The organism is Neisseria sp. HMSC03D10, from assembly GCF_001807625.1.
GTDB classification, from domain to species: domain Bacteria; phylum Pseudomonadota; class Gammaproteobacteria; order Burkholderiales; family Neisseriaceae; genus Neisseria; species Neisseria mucosa.
The window spans coordinates 92,369-98,717 of sequence record NZ_KV789517.1 but is presented as its reverse complement, the minus strand read 5'-3'; the positions used below and the strand labels follow the sequence as shown (position 1 = coordinate 98,717).

The window sequence follows — 6,349 nt, the reverse complement described above, 5'->3', positions numbered from 1 at the left end:
CCTAACCTTCCCCCGCCGGACGGGGGAAGGGATCAGGTTGCCGTAACTGAAAGAGGTCGTCTGAAAAACCTATCTCAAGTTTTTCAGACGACCTCTTTGTATTCTGATACTTTAAATCCATTATCGCTTCAATACGATAGGATTCGCGGGCAAAGCCCACGCTACGCCGTCGAAAGCACCCAAAATTGGGGAAACCCTTAGCGGAAGTTGTTGTGTTGGTTTGTGGGATAACTGTAGCGTGGGCTTTGCCCACGAGAATTCGCTCCCTCTCCCGTCCGGCGGGAGAGGGTTGGGGAGAGGGTGGCTCCTGCCATTTATGCTGTATATCCGCAAGCCACCCCCATCCTAACCTTCCCCCGCTAGACGGGGGAAGGGATCAGGTTGCTGTAACTGAAAAAGGTCGTCTGAAAAACTTATCTCAAGTTTTCAGACGACCTTGTGTTTTTGACGGATTTGACGACGGTAATTTAGAACGTAACTGCTTCAGCCAAAATTTTACCCGCCAAGTCTTTGGGCGACAGGTTGGGTTCGCTTTGCAGCGGCCATTCGATGCCGACTGTCGGGTCGTTCCAAATCAGCGAATGTTCGGCTTTCGGGTTGTAATAATCCGTGCATTTGTAAACGAATTCGGCTTCATCGCTCAAAACGTAAAAGCCGTGAGCGAAACCTTCGGGTACCCAAAGCTGGCGTTTGTTTTCTGTCGACAGGATTTCGCCAGCCCATTTGCCGAAAGTCGGCGAGTCTTTACGCATATCGACGGCAACGTCAAACACTTCGCCGACGACGACGCGCACGAGTTTGCCTTGCGTGTTTTCGGTTTGGTAATGCAGGCCGCGCAATACGCCTTTGCCTGATTTGGAATGGTTTTCCTGCACGAAGGTGCGGTCGCAGACGTTAGCTTTAAACCATTCGTCGCGGAAAGTTTCCATAAAGAAGCCGCGCGCGTCGCCGAAGACTTGCGGTTCTAAAAGTTTGACTTCGGGTAGGGTGGTATCGATGATTTTCATGAAGTATTCTCAATTATAGGGCAGGTCGTCTGAAAACGGACGGGATGTTACAAACAAGCCATTTCGTTTGCCATTTGCTGTTCTAAGGTTTCGCGGCGGCGGATAAGCCGGTATTCGTTGCCGTCCACCAAGACTTCCGCCGCCCGGTTGCGCGTGTTGTAATTGCTTGCCATGCTGGCGCCGTATGCGCCTGCGCTGCGGATAACCAGCAAATCGCCCGCCTCGCAGGCGATAGTGCGGTCTTTGCCGAGGAAGTCACCGGTTTCGCAAATCGGGCCGACGATGTTGGCGGTCAGCGGCGGAATATTTTTGGGTTCTACCGCTTCGATATGGTGATAGGCGTCATACAGGGCGGGGCGCATGAGGTCGTTCATGGCGGCATCGACCATGACGAAGTTTTTCTCTTCGCCGTGTTTGACGAACTCGACGCGCGCGAGCAGCGAACCTGCGTTGCCGACCAGGCTGCGGCCGGGTTCGAGGATGAGTTTCAGACGACGTGTGCCGATCAGTTTTTGAACCGCTTGGGCATACGCGCCCAAATCGGGGACGGTTTCGTCTCGATAAACGATGCCGACGCCGCCGCCTAAGTCTAAGTGTTCCAAAACGATGCCTTCATCCGCCAATTGGTCAACCAAAATCAAAATGCGTCCGCAGGCTTCGATGAGCGGGCTGAGGTCGGTCAGTTGCGAACCGATGTGGCAGTCGATGCCGATGATTTTGAGGTGGCTTTGGCGGGCGGCGTGGCGGTAGGCTTCGAGCGCGTCGGCGTAGGCGATGCCGAATTTGTTGGCTTTCAGGCCTGTGGAGATATAGGGATGGGTTTTGGCATCGACATCGGGGTTGACGCGTAGGGAGACGGACGCGGTTTTGCCCAAGCGTTCGGCAACCTTTTGAATGCGGTCGATTTCGGGGATGCTTTCCATATTGAAGCATTTCACGCCGGCATGAAGCGCGAACTCGATTTCCGCCTCGCTTTTGCCCACGCCTGAAAATATGGTTTTCGCCGCATCGCCGCCCGCCGCCAAAACGCGCGCCAATTCGCCGCCGGAGACGATGTCGAAACCGCTGCCCAACGAGGCGAAGTGTTTGATGATGCTCAGATTACCGTTTGCCTTGACTGCGTAGCAGACGAGCGGGGAAAGCGCGGCAAACGCGGTTTGGTAGTTTTCAAATGCTTCGGTCAGCGCGGATTGGCTGTACACATAAAGCGGCGTGCCGAATTCTTCGGCAAGGCGGGAATAGGGGACTTGTTCGCAATGCAGGGTCATGTTGGTGAGGCTTAATCGTTGGTTTGATTGGTAGGTTCTTTGGAAGAATGGATTTTCAGGCCGGTTTGGACCACGCCGAAACGCGCCTTGTCGCCTTCTTTGGGCAGATAGAGGTCGCCTTTGTAACCGCAGGCTGAAAGCAGGAGGGCGGTTGCCGCAGCAAAAAATACGCCGTATTTCATCGGTAAACTTCCTTCATAAGCGCGAATGTGGCAAGATTCGGTATCTTAAACAAAAAACACACAAAAAGCCATGATGACCGAAAGCGAATTCATCCGCATGAGCGAAGAATTGTTCGAACACATCGAAGACCAAATCGACGAAAACGGCTGGGATTTCGACTGCCAGTTTGCCGGAAACGTCCTGACCATCGAAGCGGCAGACGGCACGCAAATCATCGTCAACCGCCACACGCCAAACCAAGAATTGTGGATTGCCGCAAAAAGCGGCGGCTACCATTTCGCCGAGCAAAACGGCAAATGGCTGGCAACGCGCGACGGACGGGATTTCTACGATGTTTTGAACGAAGCCCTGAGCGCGGCTTCGGGCGAAGCGGTGGAAATTGCCGAATTGTAATTTGAGTATTCCCACAAAGAGAGCGTTACCCAATGGCACAATTACCCCTGTATCGGACTGCCGAAATCGAAAATTTTACTGTCGGCACGCCCGAAGTTTTAGAATCATTTTTCGAACATATCCCTTATGGCGTCGTCTTTGAAGACGACGGCGACACGGGCTACTTCTATGCCGCCTCGCAAGATGGGATTTTGGATGCCTTGCATATCTACAATGTCGAAGATGTATCCGACAAACATATCCCCAATCATGTCTTGATCTTATGGGATGATGCCTGCACCATAGCCGCATTGTGCATCAACGGCTACATCCATGCCGTCTATGATTTTGTCGAGCAGGCAGGATATTGCCGCAACGGCTTCCCTGAAGCAGACGGCGAATGGGTGAAAGTCGAAAACCGCGTCTTGGACGATGAATTGCTGGACAAAATCCTATCCCGAAAACCTACATAAACCACTCAAAAGGATAACAAAATGCCCCTGTTAGACAGTTTCAAAGTCGACCACACCCGTATGCACGCCCCCGCCGTGCGTGTGGCGAAAACCATGACCACGCCCAAAGGCGACACCATTACCGTATTCGATCTGCGCTTTTGCGTTCCCAACAAAGAAATCCTATCCGAAAAAGGCATCCACACGCTGGAGCATTTGTTCGCAGGCTTTATGCGCGACCACTTGAACGGCAACGGCGTCGAAATCATCGACATTTCCCCGATGGGCTGCCGCACCGGTTTCTACATGAGCCTCATCGGCACGCCCGACGAGCAGCAGGTCGCCGACGCATGGCTCGCTTCGATGCGGGATGTCGTCAATGTCAAAGACCAAAGCAAAATCCCCGAGTTGAACGAATACCAATGCGGCACTTATCTGATGCACTCGCTTGCCGAAGCGCAGGAAATCGCGCAAAACGTCCTGACGCGCAAAGTGGCGGTGAACAAAAACGAAGAGCTGACGCTGGATGAAAGTTTGCTGAACGCTTAAACGATATGCTTGAAAAAAGGTCGTCTGAAAACGGGAAACCGGATTTCAGACGACCTTTAGGTTTGGGGGTGTGATATTCCGCTGTCGGTTTGTTTAAGCAGAAAAATATATTTCAAAACTAAAAAATAAAATACGAGAACAAGATAAATACGGGAAGTTCCTATAAGGTTATTCTACAATACACCTTTTATTTATTGCATAAGGTCGTCTGAAATGACGGATTTGTCGAAAGGTCTGATTGCGGCGGCGTTGTCCAATATTTTGTTTGTTGTGTTGTTTTTATACGGAATTTGGATGAAGCCGATGACGGGGACGGAAGTCTTCGCTTGGCGGATGGTGGCGATGCTGGCGGCTTTGTTTGGCCTGATGGGGATGGTGGGCGGCTGGCAGGCGGCAGACAGATTTATACGCGGCGTCGGCCGGGATTGGAAACGCTGGCTGTTGATTTTCCTGCCCACCCCTGTTTTTGCGAGCCAGTTGTGGCTGTTTGTCTGGTCGCCCGTCAACGGGGAGGGCGTGAATGTGGCGATGGGCTATTTTCTGTTTCCGCTGGCTATGATGTTGTGCGGGCGGATTTGGTTTAAAGAACGCCTCAACCGCCTGCAAACGGCGGCTGTCATGCTGGCGTGCGCCGGCGTGGCGTGGGAATGGCTGCGGATGGGTGCGTTTTCGTGGGCGACGGTGTGGGTGTTCGGCACTTATCCTGTGTATTACCTGCTGCGGCGAAGGTTGGGCGTGCCGCCTTTGGTCGGATTGACGTTGGATTTGATGTTGATTGCGCCGTGCGCGCTGGTGTATATCGTATTTTTTACGGATACGTTAGGTTTGATTGCCGATATGCCCGTATTGGCGGGGTTGGTGGTATTGCTGGGGATAAACAGCGCGGTAGCCATGCATTTGAACCTGAAGGCAAATCAATTATTGCCGGTCGCTGTCTTCGGCATGATGAGTTATTTGGAGCCTGTTTTGCTGTTTGCCGTATCGGTAACGTTTTTGGGCGAACCTTTGCAGCCCGGGGCTTTAATCAGCTATGGTTTGATTTGGTCGGGGTTATGCCTGATGATGGCAAACGGGTGGATGAAGGCAAGACAGAAAGCGGTTGATGAAAGATAAAGGACAATAAAAGGTCGTCTGAAAACTTGGAAACGGGTTTCAGACGACCTTTTTATTTTTAAATCAAGATGGAGGATTACCAGTTTTGTACGATTTGGGTTGCTTCGTTCAGCCGCTCTACCGTTCCGACATCCAACCAAAGACCGTTGTGTTTTTGCGCGTCAACCTTTCCTTCGTTCATTGCTTGGAGCAGGAGGGGGGCGAGTTTGGCCGGATGGTGCGGCGGTGTATCGCGGAAGAGTTCGGGACGGTAAACACCTACGCCGCTGAAAGTCAAGGCTTCGCCTGCTGATTTGTCTGAAGAGGCTAAGCCGTTGGCAAGCAGGGCGAAGTCTCCGTTGGGATTGTGCGGCGGGTTGTCAACCAGCCATAGGCAGGCGAGTTTGTCTGAATGGGGCAATGCTTCGGCGGCCTGTCGGGCTTTGGAAAAGTCGATGTCGGTCAGTACGTCGCCATTGACAACGAGGAATGGTGCGTCGCCAAGCAGGGGTAGGGCAGTGGCAATGCCGCCTGCGGTTTCCAAGCCGCCTGCTTTTTCAGGGGAATAGGCGATGCGTACGCCGTATTGCGAGCCGTCGCCGAGCGTGGTTTCGATTTGTTCGCCGAGCCAGGCATGATTGATGACGATTTCGGTGAAGCCTGCGGTTTTCAGACGACGTAAGTGCCAGCCGATTAAGGGTTCGCTGCCGACTTGAAGCAGGGGTTTGGGGGTATGGTCGGTCAGCGGGCGCATCCGTTCGCCGCGTCCCGCGGCAAGTATCATTGCTTTCATGGGGGAGATGGATAAGTTTGGATAATGAAATGATGGGCAGTCTGTCGGAATTGGGGAGGCTGATTCAAGGTCGTCTGAAAATGAAATCTGATGGTTTCAGACGACCTTGCGAGCTTGGGGAGCTTTATTCCAAAGATTTGAATTGCCGTCGGAAATATAATAAAGCCGGAGGATGTGTGCCGGAATTTTTGATTTCGTTGATTTCAACGTAAAAGATAAAATGCGTCCCGATTTCGTGTTGTGAAACGATACGTCCGTGCAGATGCGCCAGTGCGTCTTCGACTTCAAGTTGCCCGGTTTTGCCCCTGTTCCAAATATGGTAGGCAAAGCGTTCTTCAGGGGAAAGCCCAGTCAGGCCGGCAAAGTGTTCTGCGATGTCCTGTTGGCTTTCGGACAGGGTATTGATGCACAAGTCGCGGTTTGTCTGAAGAATCGGAATGATTGCCGCCTTGCGGTTGATGCAGAGCATAATGGTCGGCGGTTCGTCTGTAACGGGGGTAACGGCAGTCATGGTAATACCGTAACGGCCGGATTCTCCATCGGTCGTGATAACGTGTACGCCTGCGGCGCAGGATGCCATGGCATCCCTGAACGGATGCTTGAGTGTGTATGCCGAATCTGTCATTCGTCGTG

At 52.6% G+C, this 6,349-nt stretch carries 9 protein-coding genes; 4 read left to right on the top strand and 5 right to left on the bottom strand.

What is annotated here, in order from left to right; genetic code table 11:
- Positions 1–467: 467 nt before the first annotated feature.
- Genes rfbC through lptM form a run of 3 tightly spaced genes read right to left on the bottom strand, consistent with a single transcriptional unit; the run spans position 468 to position 2,457 of the window.
- Positions 468–1,007 carry a dTDP-4-dehydrorhamnose 3,5-epimerase gene (gene rfbC, locus HMPREF3066_RS04125; protein WP_060974974.1) on the bottom strand — a complete coding sequence of 180 codons (540 nt, stop codon included), beginning with the start codon at positions 1,005–1,007 and terminating at the stop codon, positions 468–470.
- A gap of 47 nt (positions 1,008–1,054) precedes the next feature.
- Positions 1,055–2,275, bottom strand: a complete 1,221-nt coding sequence (gene lysA / locus HMPREF3066_RS04120) for a diaminopimelate decarboxylase (RefSeq protein WP_060974973.1) — start codon at positions 2,273–2,275, stop codon at positions 1,055–1,057.
- Between the two features lie 11 nt (positions 2,276–2,286).
- Positions 2,287–2,457 carry an LPS translocon maturation chaperone LptM gene (gene lptM / locus HMPREF3066_RS04115; protein WP_003755649.1) on the bottom strand — a complete coding sequence of 57 codons (171 nt, stop codon included), beginning with the start codon at positions 2,455–2,457 and terminating at the stop codon, positions 2,287–2,289.
- 70 nt (positions 2,458–2,527) lie between these two features.
- Here lptM and cyaY point away from each other — a divergent pair, with 70 nt between their 5' ends.
- The 4 genes from cyaY (at position 2,528) to rarD (ending at position 4,944) form a co-directional block, all read left to right on the top strand.
- Positions 2,528–2,851, top strand: a complete 324-nt coding sequence (gene cyaY / locus HMPREF3066_RS04110; RefSeq protein WP_003755648.1) for an iron donor protein CyaY — start codon at positions 2,528–2,530, stop codon at positions 2,849–2,851.
- Between the two features lie 32 nt (positions 2,852–2,883).
- Positions 2,884–3,303, top strand: a complete 420-nt coding sequence (locus HMPREF3066_RS04105; protein ID WP_049225738.1) for a DUF2251 domain-containing protein — start codon at positions 2,884–2,886, stop codon at positions 3,301–3,303.
- A 21-nt stretch (positions 3,304–3,324) separates the two neighbouring features.
- Positions 3,325–3,831, top strand: coding sequence for an S-ribosylhomocysteine lyase (luxS, locus tag HMPREF3066_RS04100; protein WP_049224669.1), 507 nt, complete (start codon positions 3,325–3,327; stop codon positions 3,829–3,831).
- A 213-nt stretch (positions 3,832–4,044) separates the two neighbouring features.
- Complete coding sequence (gene rarD / locus HMPREF3066_RS04095) at positions 4,045–4,944, top strand: EamA family transporter RarD (protein WP_060974970.1); 900 nt, start codon at positions 4,045–4,047, stop codon at positions 4,942–4,944.
- 76 nt (positions 4,945–5,020) lie between these two features.
- Here the strand turns inward: rarD and murU are convergent, their stop codons facing one another.
- Both murU and hpaC read right to left on the bottom strand, forming a co-directional pair.
- On the bottom strand, positions 5,021–5,716 hold the full coding sequence (gene murU / locus HMPREF3066_RS04090) for an N-acetylmuramate alpha-1-phosphate uridylyltransferase MurU (protein ID WP_070440584.1): 696 nt from the start codon (positions 5,714–5,716) through the stop codon (positions 5,021–5,023).
- A gap of 124 nt (positions 5,717–5,840) precedes the next feature.
- Positions 5,841–6,341: a 4-hydroxyphenylacetate 3-monooxygenase, reductase component gene (gene hpaC, locus HMPREF3066_RS04085; RefSeq protein ID WP_049227059.1), complete on the bottom strand. Its 501-nt coding sequence runs from the start codon at positions 6,339–6,341 to the stop codon at positions 5,841–5,843.
- Positions 6,342–6,349 lie beyond the last annotated feature (8 nt).